Here is a 20,802-nt window from a genome sequence, read left to right as displayed (position 1 = left end):
TTTTTTGTGGTTTCAAATTTTCGATGCGGTTCTAAAGGGTAACCAGGGCGGATGAGATTTCATCTTCAGGGGGGACGCTCCCGCTAAAGTCCTAGGTCTACTTTTAGATATTGCGCAATGTCTAAAGATTGTGCTACTCATGTTAAGGGGGTGAGGGACGACTAAAAGACGTCCTTAGGTAAGGAAAAGAGATAGTCATTCACCAGACAGAAGAGATCCAAAGACGAGAGGAGATATTCACTACATGAAAAAAACTAAAAAAGCCTTAGCATCTTTAGCTATCGCTGGAATGGCCTTGACGACAGTACCGTTCAACGCTTTCGCTGACGGTGCAGTTCCAACCCGTTTGGCAGGTACTACTGCAGCTCAAACTGCAAATGCAATTGCCGATCAAACCGGCTGGACTGGTACAGCAATCCTTGCATCCTCTACTTCCTATGGTATGGTTGATGCTCTTACAGCTGGACCACTCGCTACTTACTTAAAAGCTCCTATCCTTTTGACCGGAGCAGGAAGCACACTTGATGCTGACACCAAAACTGAACTTACCAAATTGAGCGTTAAAACCGTTTATGTAACCAGCGGAACTGCTGTTATTAAACAATCAGTTCTTGATGAACTTACCGGCATGGGCATTACGGTTGTTCCCCTCGGCGGTGTTGACCGTGCTGAAACTTCTGTAAACATTGCTAAGAAAATGAGCGGTGTAACCAAAGTTGCAGTTGCAAACGGCATTCCCGATGCTCTTTCAATCGCTTCTATCGCTTCCGCTGCTAATGAGCCGATCCTCTTAACCGATAAAAATTCACTTCCTGCCAGCGTTTCTTCTTATTTAGCTGCTAACTCAGGAATTACATCTTCAGATGTTATCGGTGGAACAGGCATCATCAGCGACGCAGTTGTAGGACAATTGCCCAGCGCTACCCGTCATGCAGGAGCCACTGCTTATGACACCAACAATCAAGTTATCCAAGACTTCAGCTCAGCTCTGAAATTCACCAACGTATTTGTAGCTAACGGTGAAACCAGAATTGACGCTCTTGCCGGAGCACCCCTCGCTGCTCAAACCAGCTCACCGATCGTTCTTACGAACGGAACCGCTCCTGCAGCTACTACCTATGTACACGGCAAACTTGCTACTGGCGCTGTAGTAACAGCTCTCGGCGGCGAAGCTGTTGTTCCTGAAACTGTACGCACCGCAATTGTTAGCGGTCAAACCGGTCCGAACAACAACGGTCCGTTGTCCGTAACTTCCGTAACAGCAACTGCAGCTGACAGCTTTAAAGTTGTCTTCAACCATGCACCTGCTGATACTTCAAAAGTTACCTTCGATGTAGAAGAGTTCAATACTCCTTTTACCGTAACTGCTACTTGGAACTCCGACAATACAGTAGCTACCCTCCAAAATTCAGCAGCATTTCCGCAAGGAACCTATACTGTTGACGTTAAAGACGACACAACAGATCTGGGATCAAGCTCAGTAACTGTTGACCAACAAAAGATTGCAGCTATTAACATCACCGCTACCAAATTAGGTGTTGTAACTGATAAGAATAATAACCAAACAGGTTATGCAACTTATCAAGTATTAGACCAATATGGCAACGACATCACAACCGGCGGTCTGGCTAACAGCTTAAACTTCCAAAGTGGTGTTGGTAGTGTAGATGCTAAAGACGGCTTACTCACATTAACCCCAAATGTCACAAACCTTATGCAGTTCTCAACCGTCGTTATTACCGGTTATGATTCAACTTCCGGTGTATCAACGAGTGCTACCTTAACAACCTCTACTCAAGTTGGTACCTTAAGTGATTTCCAACTTGGTACTATAAGCAATGCTGATGGCAAGAATTTAACTGATGGAGATTCCAGCGTATTCTACATTAGCTATACCGCAAAAGACATCAGCGGTAACCCAACAACCAATTATGATTTGATTAAAGGCGGCTTAATCCTGCATTCCGATGGAAATGGCAACGATAACCTCCTTACCACTTCAAACTCATACGTACAAGCCAGCGTTGAAGAAGATCCCAGCGATTCCAACAAAGCTGTTATCAAGGTTATTGTTAACAACACTTCAGGTAATTCCCTGACTGTGGACATGCCGACTGTTATTACAGCTATGACTTGGAATGGAACAACTTCAACTCTGAACACAACCTTATACAAATCTTCGAAGATTGACAGCTTCACAATTATGGCTCCTGCAGACAGCATTGCTGTTGACGAGTGCAAGCAAGTTCCTTTCCGCGCTTTAGACCAAAACGGAAAAGAACTCACCAAGTGGTCTGATCTTAACACAACTGATCTTACCATCACGAATGCATTCCTGAAGGAAAATTCCGATGGAACTGCCAGCCTGTGGTGCGGTCCGAATACTGGCAAGGGATTTGGCATTGACGGACAACAAGTTATTACAGCCAATACTGCAACCGGTAAATACAGCTCCATTACCATTAATGTTCAAAAAGCTGCTAAAGCTGATACCTTACAATTAGACCAATCCGTAGTAGCTACCAATATGCAAAGTGGTGCACTGCAAGGCGTTGACTTTGGTTGGAACTATGGTGGCTTCACCGTAAAAGACCAATACGGCCGAGTAATTGATATGCAAGGTAAATATAAAGGCGGTCAGGGATCAACTGCTGATCCGAACTTTAACTATCAAGTTGTAGCATCTGCTACCGGTGATCTTTCGGTTGTCGGTTCGGATTCCGGCGAGAATCTGACGAATGGCGCTCCAGTAATCTACGGCGGAAACGGTGTTCGTATTCAAGCTAAGACTGGCTTAGAAGCCAATGGCGGTTCCGGAACAGTTCGCTTCGATTTAATTAACCTCGACGACAATCATGCTGGAACTACTGCAGATCCGCACGCCGTTATTGATTCCAAATCAGTAACCATCTCCGTCCTGAAAAACAACGATATCAAGGATTACTATGTAGATACGGTTAAAGATCCGATCTATGTTGCTGATGCTACTGATGAAGCTTCTGCTACTGCTAGACAAAATGCATATGCAGCTGAACCATATGTCTATGGTAAATCTGCAAGCGGTTCAAAAGTAATCTTACAAAACGGAAGTATTCTTGGAGCTAGTGTTGACAGCAAAGACTTCTTTACCGCATATACCCCATATCCTGCAGATCCATATTCGGAACCTTATGATTGGGAAAACGTTTATGTTTATGCGAAGAAATTAGGAGACAATGTTACTTCTTCCAGCACCACCTTAAACGTAACCATTAATGGTGCTGATGGTGTAGTACACTCAGTAACAACTCCTATCCAATCTTCAACTGCAGATCCTGTAGCATCCGGTATCTATGTATCCGCAGCTACCTTTAAAGATGGTGTAACACTTAATGATTTAGGCGACCAAGCTACTGTCAGCGTAGATTACATGCATGATGGTGCTCTCCTCGAAAGATATGATAGTGCCGGATCAGGCGCTAACCGTGCCCCAGTATACATCTATGCTAAGGATCAATATGGCACAAAAGCTATGGCATTGTCATATCTCAGCGCCAAATTGACCAGAAGTGGTGCCACAACCTCTTCGACTCTTACACTGACTGACGGAAGAATTCCGACTGGTACTAATCTGCAACCTGGTGATGTAATCACATTATCTGGCGTTGCCGGTGGATATGTCAAAACCATCGATATTACGGTTACTGCTAGCGTAGCTCCGGCTCCAGTCGCAACAGCAACACCAGTTATTACTGGAACGCCAACTGCAGGTGATACAACTGTAAGTGGTACATCAGTCGCAGGAGCAACTATTGCACTTAGCGTCAACGGAACAGCTCAAACTCCTGTAACAGCTGATGCATCTGGAAACTGGACTGTAACAGTACCAGCACTGGTTACTGGAGATGCTCTTTCAGTAACAGCTACATTAGCTCCTAACACAGTTAGTACTGCTGCCACTGCTACTGTTGTAGCTGCTCCTCCAGTCGCAACGGCAACGCCAGCTATTACTGGAACACCAGCGGCAGGTGCTACAACCGTAAGTGGTACATCAGTCGCAGGAGCAACTATTGTGCTTAGCGTCAATGGAACAGCTCAAGCTCCTGTAACAGCTGATGCATCTGGAAACTGGACTGTAACAGTACCGGCATTGGTTTCTGGAGACGCTCTTTCAGTAACAGCTACATTAGCTCCTGATACGATTAGTGCACCAGCCACTGCAACTGTAGCATAATAAGGACAGAAAGCTTAACTATAAGTAAGGTTTTTCGAACTGACTGAAACATAACCCTCACACCGATTTGGTTTGAGGGTTATGTTCTAATTTTCTATGGCTAATAAATATATAGGTGTTATCCTATTCTATGATAGCAACCTAAGTTAAGTCTTAACCTAATACTTTTAAAAAAATAAACCAAAGCTAGCGTATAGTAAGCTTAAAGGGAATTATATTAAGTAAAATTGATCAAGTTAAAGTAATACCCATAAATTGATACTAAGTGGATTTGTCCATGTCTTCTCCTTAGTTAGCGAAGGATATTATGTTAATTTAATATTTACCTGGATCTTCGTTCATAGTCCAGAACCTTTTGATATGTTATTTACTCTTTTCATCAGTTCGGTTAATAGCACTTACGCGGAATAATGAAAATCATTAGATTTTCTAATGTTACCGTTAATAGGCCTGCGTTTTAAGAACGCAGGATTATTTTGATCTAATAAGAGAAAGGTTAGCCGTGGCATAAGCGGTGGAACAAATAGTGTCGAACGAAACCTAGCCCCGATTTTCAGCTTTTGATAATCGGGGCTAAGTCACATTCATAAGGAAATCCTTCACTGGCAACATCTTTGATATATTTGTAGTGATTACGGATAAGCATCTTGAACTGTGCATCGGATAGATAATCGTACTTATTGGTTTCCTCTTCTATCCTGAAAATTAAATGACCCTAAGATAGTCAAAAAACAAGACCCATAAAAATCAACTTGCATATCCAAATCTGGTTACAACTTGGCTCCTGCAAAATTTCAAATATTTCTCGTTATGTTACCTATTCAACTGTGAATTTGTATCCTAAACCTCAAGTTTCTTAATTGACTGTTTTAGCACTGTAAGACGCTTTAGTTCTGCATAATAGTTTGTACCAAGCTCAATATAGGGCGGTCTTCTCTTTAGGATGTAGTACGCGATGATTAAAATGCTATGGGCAACAGCCAAAGCAGCTCGGTTTGCTCCTTTACTGGCGGCTATTCGGTGGTACTGTGACGATGAATATGTTTCTTTCGTGCGGGACGCAGCTCGGGCGGATTCAACAAGGGAACTTCTTAACTTTTGCCTTACTTTTTTGGCTTTACCAGACTTTCGTTTTTAAAACAAGATCCAATTATATTGGTACCAAAGGATGTCATCCCAGATTGCGTTAAGGACTATGTGAATTATATTGGTTATAGCAGATCAGGAACGGGTCCGCTAAATACATATGTGGTAGGAGATTCTAGTGTCATAAATGGATGATGTTTTCAAAGAATTTATTGGTTTTAAGCCTGAGCGAATCGTTGGAGAAGATAAATATGAAAGGAATATAGCCATTAATCAAAAGTTTAATACCTATCTTAATTCAGATAGTCTTTGTTTAGCTACTGGAGAAAATTTTGCGGATGCACTTGCGGGATCAGTATATGCGGCAAAACTACATGCCCCTATTATTCTTGTAAAGAATTCCCCACAAGATATAACAAGAGTTACTATCAAGAACGGTTAAATAATACAAATACGATTAATGTATTTGGAGGTACAGCTGTTGTCTCCGATAGTTTAATTCAAGATATAGGAAAGAAATCTCTTTCTACACCACAAACCATTTGCAAATTTAAAGATCATAACCTTGAGAATGTAGTCAGGGAAACTATTCATAAGAATAACGGGGATATAACTATTCAGGATGCTCAAAGTTTAAAGTGTATTTATGGAAATGGTTCACAAATCAAAGACTTGAGTGGAATAGAAAATTGTACAAATTTAACGGCGTTATACTTGGAGAATAATCAAATTACTGATATTAGTGCCCTGAAAGGTCTATCAAATATAAGAGCCCTACACTTGGAAGGTAACAAATTGAATGATAATCAGTTAAATAATAGTAATAATGATTTTGATGCTCTAAAATATATTTGCCTTAAAAATCTCAATTTAAGAGATTTAACTGGAGGTGATTATAATTGCTCTCAAATAATTAATTCTAGAAACTTTGGGAAGGATTTAATTTTAATTGATAACATTAGTATATCTGTGAATCAAAATGATAGTTATACGCTACCATCAACTGTAAAAGCGAAGGTGTATAAGGGGATTCCCGGGAGGGACGTGGCAGTTAAATGGAATGCAGCTACTGTTGATACAAGTGAAGTAGGAACTTATTATTATTATGCTTTGGTTGATGGATATGATGGATATGTAATTTTAACAGTAGAAGTTACAGGCAATGTTCAGTAGTTTAATGGGCTTTGGAATGCAAGTTAATTTCTATGTAGTAGGTATAGGAAAACCTGCTTATCCAACTTTTTGAGAGTTTCAAAACCGTTGGCAATAATTTTTTGCTATAGCAAACATACAACGTTTTTTAAGCTATCAAAGAGAATTAAACAACTTTTTATAAGATAGTTCCTCATGGAATTTCCCCTCATTGTGAGGGGAAATTTTTATTTTAATCTTCGAAAATTTAGTAAAACGAAAGATTAGGGATTTATAATAATAATTAAAGTAATCGGTGGAATACAAAACGGTGTGAAGAACAACCTCCTCTCTGATATCCTAAGAGCAAGTAAGCATAGGGGAGGTAGAGCAACCATAGCGGTTAGTCCAGTAATCTGCCGCCGAAAATCCGTATATCCAAGTGCGAGATAAATATGTTCGGCGCTATCGGCTATACGCTGAATCATAGTTTCTGCAGAACCTTTACCAGTTCGACTATGGGTAGTTGGATTGAAATCATCCGGTACACTGATAGAATAATCTCCAATGCGTAAAGAAATTTCCGATTTTGTGGACCATGTTTCGTTAGTGCGGAGTTTGCCTTCGGGCAAAAGAACCACTTCGGCGAATGAATTATCTTCTGTCTCTTGTTGTGCCACTCTATTAAACTTTTAATTCCAGTAACGATAAGTGTAATATTGAGTCCATTCTGTAAGCACCATTGTTTTGCTGTCAGTCCACTCTGACGGCATTCGTCGATGCAGTTTCGCCAACGTTGTTCTAGGGCCACATCTCTACCCATAAAAAGCCTCCTATATCTGACTCTTTTTAATAGAATAACAGAGTTAAGAGATTAATTCGCTACGCTATTTTATCCGCCGCTTAAGCCGTAACTGTAGAAAAACAAATTCTTACCTTTCAAATTATTTGGCAAAATCGCAAATGCAAATCATAATTCACACAAATATCTGAATAAAGTAATAAATTTATATAATAATTTAAATTTGGATTAATCAGAATAATATAGAGGATTACGCAAATTTACGTAGAATACATCCATTAAAGTTAAAGCCATGAACTGGAAATAATTCCGAGATCAGATTTTCATAGACCACCGGACACCCAAAGATTACTTAGGGAGGTGATGGGATTCCGAAATTGACGTTCTGGGTTGTGAAAAGCAAAGATCTAAATCGAGAGGAGAAATTCAGTGCATGAGAAAGCCAAAGAAAGTTTTAGCCACTCTAGCCATCGCGGTTATGGCCTTAACAATGGTTCCTGGCGAAACCTTTGCCGAAGGTACAGTTCCAACTCGTTTAGCTGGTGCAACTGCAGCGCAAACTGCGGCAGCGATTGCTGATCAGACGGGATACAGCGGTACGGCGATTCTGGCATCGTCCACTTCCTATGGTATGGTAGATGCCTTGACGGCAGGGCCACTGGCAGTATACCTGAAAGCTCCAATCCTTTTGACCGGTGCGGGAAAAACACTTGAGTCCGATACGAAAGCCCAACTTATTAAACTGAAGGTTAAAACAGTCTATGTAACAAGTGGGACGGCAGTTATTCCTCAAGCAGTCCTCGATCAGCTGCAAAGTATGGGTATTACTGTTATTTCCCTTGGCGGCACCGACAGAGCAGATACCTCTGTCAATATCGCCAAAAAAATGGTCGGGGTAACTAAAGTTGCCGTGGCCAATGGGATTCCGGATGCGCTCTCAATTGCTTCGATTGCTTCAGCAGCCAATGAACCCATCCTTTTGACAGACAAAAACGCCGTTCCAGCCAGCGTTGCGGGGTATCTTGCCGCCAACAAAGGTATTACGGCTAGCGATATTATCGGCGGAACAGGTATCATCAGTGATGCCGTAAAGGCTCAATTTCCCGGTGCTGTCCGTCATGCCGGAACTACAGCTTATGACACCAATAGCCAAGTTATCAAGGATTTCGATTCTGTCCTTCATTATACCAATATTTATGTGGCTAACGGTGAAACCCGAATCGATGCTCTGGCCGGGGCTCCTCTCGCAGCGCAGACGAAATCTCCCATCGTTTTAACCAATGGGACGGTTCCGTCTGCAGCTTCCTTCATAAAAAATAAACTCACCGAGGGAACAGTGGTAACGGCTCTCGGAGGTACGGCAGTGGTACCTGAAAAGGTTCGCTTAGGAGTAGCCGGACAGGATACGTCTTCCTCGTCTCAGGGTTTGACTGTAACCTCTGTCAAGGCAGTGGGCGCGGACAGTATTAAAGTTTCCTTTAATCACGCCCCGGCAGATACCGCGAAAATCATCTTTACAGTTGAAAGTTTTGCGAATCCCTTTACGGTGTCGCCAACCTGGAATACCGAAAAAACAGAAGCGACCTTGAAGTATTCGGCCAATTTTCCGCAAGGAAAGTATACGGTCAATGTCAAGGATGACAAAACAGATCTGGGAACTTCAGAAGTAACTCTAGATCAACAAAAGATTGCTTCTCTAACGATTACGTCCACGAAATTAGGAGTTGTCACAAATTCCAAGGACAACAGCCAAAAGGGATATGCGACGTATAACGTCTTAGACCAATATGGAAATGATATTACTACTGGGGGGCTCGCCAACAGCTTAAATTTTCAAAGTGGTGTAGGGGCAGTAGAGCCAAAAGATGGACTGCTGACCTTAACCCCCAGTTCAAATATTACAAACTTGATGCAATTCTCCACAGTTGTTATAACAGGTTATGACTCGACATCCGGGATTTCAACAAGTGCGACCCTGACAACCTCGACACAGCTTGGGACGCTGAGTGATTTTCAATTAGGGACCTTAACCAATGCTAATGATTTGACTTTGACCGACGGAGACACCAGCGTATTCTATGCATCCTATACGGCAAAGGATATCAGCGGTAATCCCACAACCAGTTATGATTTGATTAAAGGCGGATTGATTTTGCATTCCGATAACAACGGCAATGATAATCTGCTTACAACCTCCAACTCTTATGTCACAGCTTCTGTTGAAGAAGATCCCAGCGATTCCTCGAAGGCAGTCATTAAGGTCGTTGCCAATAATACGTCGGGCAATGCCATTACGGTAGATATGCCGACTATTATTACCGCCATGACCTGGACAGGAACAACCTCCACCCTTAACACAACCTTAAATAAAGCCTCAAAGCTTGATTCGATCCGCTTGATGGCTCCTTCTTATGATGTAGCGTCCGGGGAATCTAAGGTAATTCCTTTCATAGCTTACGATCAAAATGGAACTCAATTAAAGAAATACACTGACCTGAAAGAATCCGTCAGCGGTTTGATCCTGACGAACTGTATCCTGCAAGAAAATGCCGATGGTACAGCGAGCATCTTAAACAAACCCTTTGCCAACACTGGAAGCCAAAGCATAACGGAAACATTGACGGCCTCAACGTCAACCGGCAAGGTCAGCAACCTGACGTTGAATATTCAAAAACCCGCCAAGGCCGACACTTTAATTTTGAATCCGGATATCTTATTAACGAACATGCAAAACGGAGCCAATCAATTTATCGACTTCGGAATCAATTATGGCGGCCTTGTTGTTAAGGATCAATATGGCCGGGTGCTTGATATGGTCGGGAAGGCGACTGAGCCGGATCAATATGTCGGCGGTGCTTTAGCTGTTCCGGCTTATGATTACGAAGTATTAGCCACGACGAAAGACAGTTCGGAATTCACACTTACCGGAACGGATATTTACGGAAATGCCGTGGGTGATCCTGCCGCATCCGGGGCAAAAGGCATTAACATTCAAGCTGCGGGGGCAAATGCCAATAATCTGACAGGAGCCGGCAGCGGGACGGTGATCTTCAATCTGGTCAATGCCCGGGATGGCCATGCAGGTAATGCGGCAGATCCCCATGTGGTCATCGATTCAAAATCAGTAACGATTTCCGTTCTGCCGGATAAAGACATTACTGACTACACCATGGCAGCAGTTCCCAAGCCCATCTATACAATTAACGATAATACGGCAATTTCTGAATTAGATAAGGATTATGCGGCTAATCCCTATGTCTATGGCTTAACATCAAGCGGTTCTAAAGTAAAACTAAAGGGAAAACCCGTCATTGGGGTATCTGTTGACTCCAAGGATTTCAGTGTTGCAGACAATGCTTCTTCAGCCCCCATTGCCTATGATAAAGTGAAGGTTGTCGCCAATAAATTAGCCGATGGTGTCACGGAATCTAGCACGACCTTAGCGGTCACCCTGCAAGGCGCTGATGGACTGGTGCACAGCCTTACGACACCGCTTAAATCCTCATCATCAACTCGTTCGGCCATGGCTCTTGTTGCTGCGGTGGGTACTTATCTACCGGGCAATTCCTTGAATGAAACCGGCGATGTTGCCACAATTGCTCAAAATTGGCTGGCCACTAATAAACTCCTGGCGCGCTTTGACAAAGATGGAACAGTAGGTAAATATGGACCTACGGGCAATGGTTATGATAACACACCGAATTTAAATATTATAGGCCGCGGCGCCGTCTATTTCTTAGCGGTAGATCAATATGGCTCCAAGGGAATGCCCCTGGCTCAGATTATTGTAAACTCGGCTGTTGACGCTAAGGGAAATCCCAGTCAGTTTAAAATGGCTTCGGATGGTACGATCACTAATGCTCCTAACGTGGGAGATGTCCTTAAACTTACGGGAGTTGCAGCCAATGGTATGGTTAAATCCATTGAAATTCATGTCGTTGCAACCGATCCCGGCTATATGTCAATTTACACGGACGTTGCCCGTTAAGTAACGTGTCGCTACTGCGGTAGTAGGCTAATCTACTAGGGCAAATACTTATAATCAGCGTTTCATAGCGTTTGTGATAGGCTCCTTTTGTAATAACCAAGTTTTCATCGTAAAACGGGTTATTACATTGAGGAGCTTTTTTTCTTTCCGACAAGGATAACTTTTAGTTGATCCGGCATTTCGGTTTCATTCAAAGCTTTTATAGTGGCTTTCATGGAATCGCTTTTCCATTAATTTTAAGCAAAGGAAAAGAGGGAAAAAAGGACTAACGTAGAAATTATGGTGAGAGGAGATTACTTGGAGGGGAGTCATATTTAACCATGGACTATCGAACGCTTAATGCCCAGCGGGCCAGATGGAGTTCTCTGTCACTGCTGCTGATTATTTCGGTCTGTATTCTTCAGATGGCCTTTGTCCGTCCCGCTATAGCCGCACCGACCAGCCAGCGCATCGCCGGCTATACTCAGTACGATACTGCTTCTGCCATCGCTAAGGAAGGCTGGACACAGTCGGATTATGCTGTTTTAGCCTATGGGGAAAACTTTCCTGATGCTTTGGCATCAACTCCGTTAGCCAAAAAGTTCAATGCTCCCATATTGCTGACCGAAGCTCAAAGCCTGCCCGCCGTAACGAAGCAAACGTTACAGGATCTAAGTGTCAAAAACGTGTTTATCGTGGGGGGGACTGCTGTAGTATCCACGAACGTGGAAGCCCAGGTCCGTGATCTGGGGATCAATGTAACACGTCTAGCCGGAGAAGATATGTATGATACGGCTATAGAAGTTGCCCAACAGCTGGGGGATGTGCAGGAGGCCGCTGTGGTCAGCGGTGACGGTTATGCCGATGCCTTATCTATTGCCCCCATCGCTGCTCAAAAAAATGCTCCGATTATCCTGGCACCAAAAGATCATTTGACCAACAGTATCCAGGATTATCTGGCGGCTCATCAGCTTTCTCATACGTATATAATTGGCAGCACCGATCAAATCAATGAGTCGGTGGCCGATCAATTTCCTGGTGTTGAACGAATAACGGGCAGTGATAAGTACGCCCGTAATCTTGCCGTGCTGAATCGGTTTGACAGCAGTTTGGACTTCAGCAAATTGTTTATGGCAACCGGAAACGGTTTTGCAGATGCTCTCGCCGGAGGGGCCTATGCTGCTGCCCTGAACGCCCCTGTTTTGCTGGTCGATAATGCCTATAAGCAGACCATCGGAGAGTATTTAAACTCTAAGAGCAGTCAAATTGAGCAATTGGATATTTTGGGCGGCGAGGTCGTGATGCCCTCAGCACTCGTTCAAAGCTATCTGAATCCAGCACAGCCTACGACACCTACGACACCTGCTGCAGCCTATAGCGCCAGCGAAATTGCTAAAAAGCTCAGTCCTTCGATTGTCTATATCGAAACCAGCGATTCAAGCGGTGTGCCTATTGCCAGCGGCAGCGGATATATTGTTGATCCCAGCGGTAAGATTGCCACAAACTATCAGCTGATTAAGAATGCCAACTCAGCCAAAGTCACCACCAAAGACGGCAAGACTTATGATGTCACCAAAGTTCTGGCCTATGATCCCTATCAGGACATTGCCTTACTTAAAATAGATGCTGCAGGACTGTCCGCCGTGACCTTGGGCGATTCTGATTCAATCAGCACAGGAGATAAGATTTACGCCCTGGGGAATACTTCAGGAACCGATGATACAATGAGCGATGGAATAGTCAGCACTAAATCAGAGTTAGTCAATGAAGCATCCTTTATTCAAATTTCCGCTGCCATATCTAAAGGAACGAGCGGCGGAGCCCTCGTCAATGAACAGGCTGAAGTTATCGGCACGACGACAGTCAATGTGTCGGATGGCCAGAACTTCTACTTGGCAATGCCGAGTAATTCTTTGAAGCCCTTGTTAACCAAGGATATCAATAAGACTTTGGCTCAGCTGCCTCATGACAGTTCTGCCGCTTCAATACCTGTAGAGACGGACCTGACTTCAGCAGATTTTTCAAATCCGGACAACTACCTTAATTCTTCTTATAATTTAAGGGGTCTGGATAGTTCCTATAGTGTCATGACGATTGACAATAAGAGTGTCCACTTCCTTTGGAAGGTTACTGTTAATCAGTCCGGAACATCGAATCTCAGCATTCTGGGTTATATGAATCCAAAGGATTATGCTAACTGGGTTGCTCTGCTCAAGGCCAATCAAAAAGGAAGTATAATGGCCTATTTTGTGCAGATTAATAATGATCTTGCCAAAAACTATCCCGGCAGAAGTTTTTCAGGCAACATTGTTTATCAAGACTATTATCCCTATTACGCCTCACCCCAATTTCCGGAGAATGAAGTCAGTTTCGCCGGCGGAGGACGATGGCTGGTAAATCATGTCGCCGCATCCTTCTATGATCTTCGGACGAAGAATATATCTGATCCGACGGTTACTGTTCAAGACTTGAACGATAGTATTCCGGGGAGTAACAATTAGTTATCTTTGTTTCCCATACCTTGCTTCGAGTTCAATGGATGTTGATTTTTGAAATTTGTTGTTTTGTTGATGTCGATTTGTTTTGAAGGCCACAGCTTGCGGTGCTATAATAGCACTAGTCAAAGTTGCTTGGAGTTAATCTTGATCTAAAGGAAGTGGTTACATGAATCGACGAATTACCATGAAACAAATTACGCTGGGGTTAATAGTGTTAGTATTGGGTATAACCCTCGTGGGTTGCGGTACTTCGACAAATAAAACTCAACAAGGCACTAGTAGTTCTCAGGAAGTTAAGAAAGATTATTTGAAGCCCGTTCCCAAAGGAACTGCCTTAGTTACCTCCAATAATAATGTAACTAAACAACTGATGGCGCAGAAGGATGTTCTGGGTACTCAGATTTCCGAAGAAAAAGGAATTATGATTGGCAGGATTACCTTTAAAACCGGAGTTGACAAAGCATATGCCCATGAATTGGCTAATGAGTTTTTAACTCAACTGAAGGTCAATTACCCGAAACGCCAGATTACCACTCAAGTCATTGTCGACGGGAAAACTACCGACTCTATTTCCTTCAAACCGTGAGCCAACGGTCAGAATTATTAAAAGAAGGCAATTTGGCAATTTTCCAATGGGAATTCAGAGAAGACAATAAAAGTCTTTAACGAACTGAAGATAATCTGAAATAAGCCAAAAATGAACTGTAGAAATTGAATAAGCGACTTTGTAAAATGGCTGCAACAAAAACTGAAAAAGTTTTGCTACAGCCATTTTGTTTTCTTTCTCCCTTCCCGCTCTGTAGGGTTCTTGCCAGTACGTTAGATCCTTTCGGCCGGCTTAGTTCGGTCAGGCTGCAGTGAACTCGTTCAGCTAAGGCCGAACATCGGGACTTCGGTGACGAAAGTGACGATTGGATAATTTCTTGTATATTATGCTAATAATGTGATATAATACATTTTTAAGTCCCAATGGCGTTTGTAATTGGATGCGAGCTCACGCGCGCCGGTAAATGTTCACTTTTAGTGATAGTGATAGAGTAGAATTATTGACCGCAGGATAGCTATTTCTTGCCTGCAGTTTAGATAGAGACGCCTTTGGAAAACTTATAATTAAAGACTATTAAAAAGGAGTATGAAACTATTGGCAACGTTTTCAGACTTAGGGTTGAGTGAATTTGTTATCCGGTCAATTATTAACATGGGGTTTGAGGAAACAACCCCGATTCAGGAGTTAACGATACCCATCGCCCTTCAGGGAAGGGATCTCATCGGGCAGGCGCAAACAGGAACGGGGAAAACTGCTGCCTACGGAATTCCTCTCGTCGAGAAGCTTATGACTCAATTTGAACAAATTCAAGGCATCGTCTTGGCACCCACACGAGAATTAGCGGTTCAAGTCGCTGAGGAGCTTAATAAAATTGGCCAATTCAAGAGGATTCATGCCTTGCCGATTTATGGCGGCCAAGGGATTGACTGGCAGATACGTGCTCTTAAAAAGAAACCGCATATTATTGTAGCAACTCCCGGCCGACTGATGGATCACATGAGGAGAAGAACTATCCGCTTAAACGATATTAAAATTGTTGTTTTAGACGAAGCCGATGAGATGCTCAATATGGGATTTTTAGAAGACATTGAAACCATTCTCAAGGAGATTTCTGAGGAACGTCAAACACTGCTCTTTTCTGCAACCATGCCCAAGCAGATTGAGGCGATCGCCCAGCGCTTTATGAAGGAACCGGAAATGGTGAGAATTAAGGCCACGGGCGTCACGGTTTCAGACATTGAGCAGCATTATATTGAAGTTGCGGAAAAACTTAAATTCGATGTTTTAACCAGAATACTTGACATCCAATCTCCCGACTTGTCCATCGTCTTTGCCCGTACTAAGCGCCGCGTCGATGAACTTGCTGAAGGCTTAGGCAAACGCGGTTATTCCGCCGAAGGGATTCACGGCGATTTAACCCAGAGCAAAAGAGACAGCGTCCTGCGGCAATTTAAAGACGGGACAATTGACGTTCTGGTAGCTACGGACGTAGCTGCCCGCGGCCTTGATATCAGCGGTGTAACCCATGTTTTCAACTTCGATATTCCTCAAGATACGGAAAGCTATGTCCACCGCGTCGGGCGAACAGGACGTGCCGGAAAAACAGGACTGGCCATCACTCTCGTAACCCCTCGTGAAATGGGGATGTTAAGACTCATCGAATCAGTCATCAAACGGAAAATTATCCGCAAGCCAATCCCCACGATAGTTGAAGCTGTCCAAGGACAACAGCGCTTGACCATGAATGAGATTTTGCGAGTTATTGCCGAAGAGGATATCGAGAAATATAAAGCCATCGCCGAAGAACTTCTGGCCGAAAATGATTCCGTCACCCTCTTATCCGCCGCTTTGAAAATTATTACCAAAGAACCGGAAACAGTAGAAGTCCACCTAACCGAAACCGCCCCGATCCGAGTTCGAGGCCTAGGCAACCCCGGCCCCAGATCTCCCAAAGGCGGATATAATAGAAATAACTATGGCCAAAAAGATACCTGGCCGCGAAGAAGGAACCACGATGTCCGCGGAGGAGCACCCAGAAGCCGCGACAATAGACGGAACGGTTCTAAGAATGATCAATAATATATAATGATCTAAGAAAAAGGCCATTTTTGGCCTTTTTAACATTCAGGATTCTTTCCAGGCTGCCTCAATAAACTAAAATATTCACAAACAGAAAACCTCTAGACCACAGAGGAGGGGAGCTTCGCCCACAAAGTGAACTCATTGCATGGAGAGGCGGGAAGGCTCACAAAGTTTGCTTGGGGAAAGCGAGGCCAAGAGCCCCATTCGCCGTCCATGACTTCGGGGACACCCGGCCAATCCACACTCCAGGGGTATGCGTAATGAGCCGCAGTATGACGATAAGCTCGTCCGCTTATTATCATGGCCAGCGGTTCATACAGATGTTTTGCCCATGGGTTGATGGTGCCGCCTCAGCGGCACGACTGCCTGCTCTAGGGAAACCTCTAGACCACAGAGGAAGGGAGCTTCGCCCACAAGAGTGAACTCATTGCATGGAGAGGCGGTAAAGCCCACGAAGCTTGCGTGGGGAAAGCGGAACTGTGGTTCACATCAGGTACTACCCTGAGGTTCAGTGTAGCTCCCACGCAAGCGAGTGGGCTAGTCTTGGAATGCTGAGTGAACGGTGTGGGCGAAGCTACCTGACCCGAACGACCCATTTTCATTACTCTGATAATGCCAAATCAGAAAGCATAAGGCCATATCCCCAAATTTATCCCAGAAATGGAATGAGATAGGGCGAATGGCAAATAATTTTCTTTATCAAGTAAAAGAAATTTTCAAAACCTCGAAGGTAAAATGGGTTCCTATGTCGAATCAATATTCGTATTCTGTCTATATCTTGGAGGGAGATAATCAAAACAATGAGAGAGTTTTTTTGGCGAAAGAAATTACTAGGCCGTTTTACCGCATTATTGCTGGTCTTGACGCTAATTTTGAGTACATCAACATCTGCTCTGGCAGCAACGAATGATAACGTCTTGCCCGAAGTTCGTGACTTGCTGCAGAAGCAGTATGCAGACCCAGTATCTCAAGACGTCCTCAGCGCTCCGACGATCGATGAAATGTTAAGACGACTTGGAGACCCGCATACCACTTATTTTTCTTCTCAGGAATACCAAGACTTTGTGGACAGCGTCAACATGAGCTTTACGGGTATCGGAATACATATTGAGATGTTACCCGAGGGTGTCAAGGTGGTTTCAGTAGTAAAAGGTTCACCGGCTGAGGAGGTCGGATTAAAAGCGGGAGATGTGATTGTCAGCGCAGACGGACAGTCTTTAGCCGGATTATCGGACGAAGAAGCTGTGAAGTATTTGCGGGGTCCTGAGGGAAGCAGCGTTCAAATCAGCGTCAAGCGGGGAACTGAAACCAAAGAGTTCACGGTAGCCCGGCGAACTGTGTCAGAACCGACAGTAGAAGGCTCAGTACTGGACGGACATATCGGTTATATCCAGCTTGAATCCTTCGGTGACTCGACACCCATGGAGTTCGCTTCCGCTGTTGTAAAGCTCGATTATCAAAACGTTGACAGTTGGATCGTTGATTTAAGGGATAATGGAGGCGGCTACTTAACCTCAGCAATTGACATTGCCGGTTTCTTCATTGGTTCTAATGTTGCAGTGAAGGTCAAAGACCGGACAGGGGTTCTTCATTTATACCAGGCTCCGTATCAACCCTTTACCTTGAATCAACCAATTATATTTTTAACCAATGAATACAGCGCCAGTGCTTCCGAAATTCTTACGTCGGCAGTGAAAGACTACAAGAAAGCCACTATTGTCGGCACCAGAACCTATGGCAAAGGGACCGTTCAGACCATGTTCCCCCTTTCCAACGGTGGTGTCCTGAAAATGACAGTTGATCATTTTTACTCTGCCTTTGGTCATGAAATCAATAAAGTGGGTGTCACTCCGGATGTCAATATCGTCAATTCGGACTCGCTCAAAGCGGCTGAACTGATGCTCGCGAATAAGCAAACTGCTTTAGACATGGCTAAGACTCCGGACTATTGGGAGGCTTGGAGAGAACTGGTAAACACAACGTCTTCTGACGTAAAACCGGAACAGTATGCTCTCTATTCCCTTTATTATCCCGATTATCAGAAGATGGCTGAAATAGCCAACGTTTCCCTGAATCAACTATTTAACGTTCATTTTAATAAGGCTGTCGATTGGCAGAGCGTCAACGATTCGACGATCGAGCTGATTAATAGTATGACCGGAGAACGAATCCTGACGACGTTTGAGACCTTGGGTCCCTCTGATGTTCAAGTGATTCCGGAGAAAGACCTGTCCCCGGATTCGACTTACTGGCTGGTTGTTCATCCTACGGTTAAAGATACCTCAGGAAAGGCCATGAGCGGAGGAACCGTGACTATTCTGCATACGACCCAGGGGTCTGCAGCTGAACCAAAGGCGAAGACTCAGTCTTTTGGATCTTTCCGGCCTCTAAGCGAGAGACCTTTGACCAATACCAATGATCCTGATTATGGTTGGGCTATACAGGACTTGACGAAGAAATAACCCGTCTTGATGGAATCAAGAGGGGATTATTGGAGGATGCTGGAGGCAGGAAGATGGTTTATCAAGTATGTGCTCTCGTAGCCACTATTATTTTAGGAATGCTTGGTATAGAATTAGTCATGTGGATTCGCTCACTCCGAAAACTTACGGATGAGGCTAAACATACTCTTCAGGACATAAACACCTATATACCGCACATGCTGCAGGATGTCAACGCTATGACTAACGTGGTGAGACAAACTACGGAGCAAGTCAATGGAACGGTCAGCGAAGTTGCGGCTGGTTTAGAGAGATTGAGGAAGGACCCTTTGTATCTGATTACGAGTTTATTAGAGACAATCAAGCAGCTTAAGGAACTTTGGCAGGAGTTCAGAGATAAAAAATAAGCCCCTGACCGCTGAATGGGGCGGCCGGGACTTCTCTTCAGATCTCCGGCATGTAAAACCGAGTATCTTTGGGGTTTTTTAGAGTAATGTAACCTGTTTTTCCAGGCTGCGGGAAGTCTTGAGAGTCTTTATGGAAGGTCTTCATCAATTTACGAATATCCTGACGCAATTCCTTGCCGCGTTTCGGTGCGAGCAGTACCCCGGCCACAGCTCCGGCAAGGCAGCCGGCGAGAGCAATCCCGGCAATAGTACTAAGGTGCATTCTCGGCTCGTTTTTATCCATCGTGTTTTCTGATTCCTCCTTCCATAGTTAATACATTTAAAGTATTTTAACATATTGCCCACAAAACGTCGAAGGGTGGAGAGAATTAACTGCATAACAATACAACTAAATGAATAGCGAATAGTTTATCATCAGCAAAGGAGGAACTTCATGTGAAAAAAGTAATATCAGTTTTATTCGTAGGATTGATGCTGCTCGCTTCCGCCAATTCGGTTTTGGCTGAGGATAATAGTTTGGATATTGAAAAAGTTGCTATCCAAACCATAAAAAACTCCCAAAACCTTCAAACCTACAATAAAATGGTAGACCTGACCAAGAAATATTATTCGGATGCGACATCAGGCGCTGAGGCCATGAAAGGTCTCTTACAGTATCAGAATTCATACAGTACCTTAGAACAAATTGTTTTTCTTCCGATAGAGGCCAAAAGCAGCATGGATCAGTATACCAATAACCAACAAGTGGTGACGAATGCTGTCAGGCTTTCTGCCTATCAAGCTTATATCAACCTCTTAAAAGCAAATTATGCTTTAAACATCCAGCAAGGTCTGATGAATGGCTTTGATGCTGATTTCAGAACAGCGAAGCAACAGGAATCCTTGGGTTTGCTTTCAGCCTCCGATTTGCGCTTAGCTGAAATTACCTATCTTAAATCACAATATAGTTATAACAGTGCTCAAAAGAGTTTCGACTCGGCCTCCATGGCCATCGATAACTTGATGGGCGCGGATCTCGCCAAGCAATATTCAACCCTGCAGGATAATAACGTTAAGCCTGCAGCTCAAATCAAATCGTTATCTGATTACATTGCCATAGCTGTGGCTAGTCGATCAGAAGTCAAGAATGCTCAGAGTACCTTGGATGTGGCTAAACAAGAATATGACTACATTAAGGCTGCCCCAGTTACCGATTATGATTTCGCCATGCAGAAGCTAAATTACAACATGGATAATGACCAAAATAATTTGGACCTTGCTAAAATAACAGTTCAGCAAAGTGTTACCACTCTTTACAAATCCTTAGACAGTGCCATGAAGCTCATGGAAGCAGCGAAGGATCTCGATGATCAAGCAGCGGCAGATTATACTGCGGCTGAAACGAAATATAAGACTGCTCAGATTTCCCTGCAGGACTTGGATGACGCCAAAGTTGCTAAAGCCCAAGCCGACGTGAACTACAAAAATGCCCAATTAGACGCCTGGTTAGCGCAAGCCACGATGAATTCAGCCTGCGGTGCCGGCTATGTTCCTCCCAGCACTGGGACATCAGGTGCTGCTCAAACCACCGGTTCTAATAAAACTGTCTCAACTAAGCCAGATAAAGCAGCCAATCGTCACTAATATTT

General features: G+C 43.8%; 14 protein-coding genes. 12 read left to right on the top strand and 2 right to left on the bottom strand.

Annotated elements, in window-relative coordinates:
• The first annotated feature begins 244 nt into the window (after nt 1–244).
• From B5Y67_RS24605 to B5Y67_RS25530, 4 genes are all read left to right on the top strand, one after another.
• Nucleotides 245–4,213 carry a cell wall-binding repeat-containing protein gene (locus tag B5Y67_RS24605; RefSeq protein WP_088229002.1) on the top strand — a complete coding sequence of 1,323 codons (3,969 nt, stop codon included), beginning with the start codon at nt 245–247 and terminating at the stop codon, nt 4,211–4,213.
• Between the two features lie 955 nt (nt 4,214–5,168).
• Entirely contained in the window at nt 5,169–5,351 is a 183-nt protein-coding gene (locus B5Y67_RS25535; RefSeq protein ID WP_170932802.1) for a hypothetical protein, read from the top strand.
• A gap of 135 nt (nt 5,352–5,486) precedes the next feature.
• Nucleotides 5,487–5,741 (top strand): cell wall-binding repeat-containing protein, encoded by a 255-nt coding sequence (locus B5Y67_RS24595; protein ID WP_088229001.1) that lies wholly within the window; start codon nt 5,487–5,489, stop codon nt 5,739–5,741.
• Between the two features lie 353 nt (nt 5,742–6,094).
• Nucleotides 6,095–6,472 carry an Ig-like domain-containing protein gene (locus B5Y67_RS25530; RefSeq protein ID WP_242976106.1) on the top strand — a complete coding sequence of 126 codons (378 nt, stop codon included), beginning with the start codon at nt 6,095–6,097 and terminating at the stop codon, nt 6,470–6,472.
• A gap of 442 nt (nt 6,473–6,914) precedes the next feature.
• Here the strand turns inward: B5Y67_RS25530 and B5Y67_RS24585 are convergent, their stop codons facing one another.
• Nucleotides 6,915–7,253 carry a hypothetical protein gene (locus B5Y67_RS24585; protein ID WP_088228999.1) on the bottom strand — a complete coding sequence of 113 codons (339 nt, stop codon included), beginning with the start codon at nt 7,251–7,253 and terminating at the stop codon, nt 6,915–6,917.
• A gap of 412 nt (nt 7,254–7,665) precedes the next feature.
• On the opposite strand from B5Y67_RS24585, the gene B5Y67_RS24580 reads away from it, so the two are divergent.
• The 7 genes from B5Y67_RS24580 to B5Y67_RS24555 all read left to right on the top strand — a co-directional run bounded on the left by B5Y67_RS24580 (nt 7,666) and on the right by B5Y67_RS24555 (nt 19,174).
• On the top strand, nt 7,666–11,220 hold the full coding sequence (locus B5Y67_RS24580) for a cell wall-binding repeat-containing protein (RefSeq protein WP_088228998.1): 3,555 nt from the start codon (nt 7,666–7,668) through the stop codon (nt 11,218–11,220).
• Nucleotides 11,221–11,540: 320 nt separating this feature from the next.
• Nucleotides 11,541–13,700, top strand: coding sequence for a cell wall-binding repeat-containing protein (locus B5Y67_RS24575; protein ID WP_088228997.1), 2,160 nt, complete (start codon nt 11,541–11,543; stop codon nt 13,698–13,700).
• 163 nt (nt 13,701–13,863) lie between these two features.
• Nucleotides 13,864–14,283, top strand: a complete 420-nt coding sequence (locus B5Y67_RS24570; RefSeq protein WP_242976105.1) for a hypothetical protein — start codon at nt 13,864–13,866, stop codon at nt 14,281–14,283.
• Between the two features lie 555 nt (nt 14,284–14,838).
• A complete protein-coding gene (locus B5Y67_RS24565) occupies nt 14,839–16,323 on the top strand; it encodes a DEAD/DEAH box helicase (protein ID WP_088228996.1) in 1,485 nt (494 codons plus the stop codon).
• Nucleotides 16,324–16,586: 263 nt separating this feature from the next.
• A complete protein-coding gene (locus tag B5Y67_RS25525; RefSeq protein WP_170932799.1) occupies nt 16,587–16,748 on the top strand; it encodes a hypothetical protein in 162 nt (53 codons plus the stop codon).
• Between the two features lie 378 nt (nt 16,749–17,126).
• Nucleotides 17,127–18,788 carry a S41 family peptidase gene (locus B5Y67_RS24560; protein ID WP_088228995.1) on the top strand — a complete coding sequence of 554 codons (1,662 nt, stop codon included), beginning with the start codon at nt 17,127–17,129 and terminating at the stop codon, nt 18,786–18,788.
• A gap of 53 nt (nt 18,789–18,841) precedes the next feature.
• Complete coding sequence (locus B5Y67_RS24555; protein ID WP_088229077.1) at nt 18,842–19,174, top strand: DUF948 domain-containing protein; 333 nt, start codon at nt 18,842–18,844, stop codon at nt 19,172–19,174.
• A gap of 37 nt (nt 19,175–19,211) precedes the next feature.
• Here the strand turns inward: B5Y67_RS24555 and B5Y67_RS24550 are convergent, their stop codons facing one another.
• Entirely contained in the window at nt 19,212–19,457 is a 246-nt protein-coding gene (locus B5Y67_RS24550; protein WP_088228994.1) for a YtxH domain-containing protein, read from the bottom strand.
• 152 nt (nt 19,458–19,609) lie between these two features.
• Here B5Y67_RS24550 and B5Y67_RS24545 point away from each other — a divergent pair, with 152 nt between their 5' ends.
• Nucleotides 19,610–20,797: a TolC family protein gene (locus tag B5Y67_RS24545; protein WP_088228993.1), complete on the top strand. Its 1,188-nt coding sequence runs from the start codon at nt 19,610–19,612 to the stop codon at nt 20,795–20,797.
• Nucleotides 20,798–20,802: the final 5 nt, after the last annotated feature.

This window comes from Desulfosporosinus sp. FKB, from assembly GCF_002196705.1.
GTDB lineage: Bacteria > Bacillota > Desulfitobacteriia > Desulfitobacteriales > Desulfitobacteriaceae > Desulfosporosinus.
Note: the sequence above shows the minus strand (reverse complement) of the source record. Positions and strands in the feature narration are given on the sequence as shown.